This is a genomic window from Methylobacterium sp. C33D, assembly GCF_053345825.1.
Window position 1 is genome coordinate 1 of sequence record NZ_JBKFAV010000170.1, and the last position, 323, is coordinate 323.

The 323-nt window shown below is 76.8% G+C and carries 1 pseudogene; it reads right to left on the minus strand.

The window, feature by feature from the left end:
• Window positions 1-8: 8 nt before the first annotated feature.
• A pseudogene (locus ACLBXO_RS31905) lies at window positions 9-323 on the minus strand (uracil-DNA glycosylase); the annotation flags it as partial.

The following is a 323-nucleotide window of genomic DNA, read 5'->3' on the forward strand; positions in this document are numbered from 1 at the left end:
GACCGGCCTCAGCCGAGGCGCCAGTCGATCGGCCGGCACCCGCGCGTCGCGAGCCACTGGTTGGCCCGGCCGAACGGGTCGGGACCGGGAAAATCCCGGGCGCGGTTGAGCGGCGAGGGGTGTCCGCTCTCGAACACGCCGTGGCGGGTGGCGTCGGTCAGCGCGGCCCAGCCGTAGCGCAGATGCGCCCCGGCCTTGCCGGCCTCGACGGTGAGCGCGCTGTTGAGCAGCAGCACGCCCTGCCGCGCCCAGGGCGTCAGGCCGCCGCCCGCGGCGCGGTCGGAGCCCGCCTCCGCCAGGATCACCTTCAGCGAGGCGGGGAG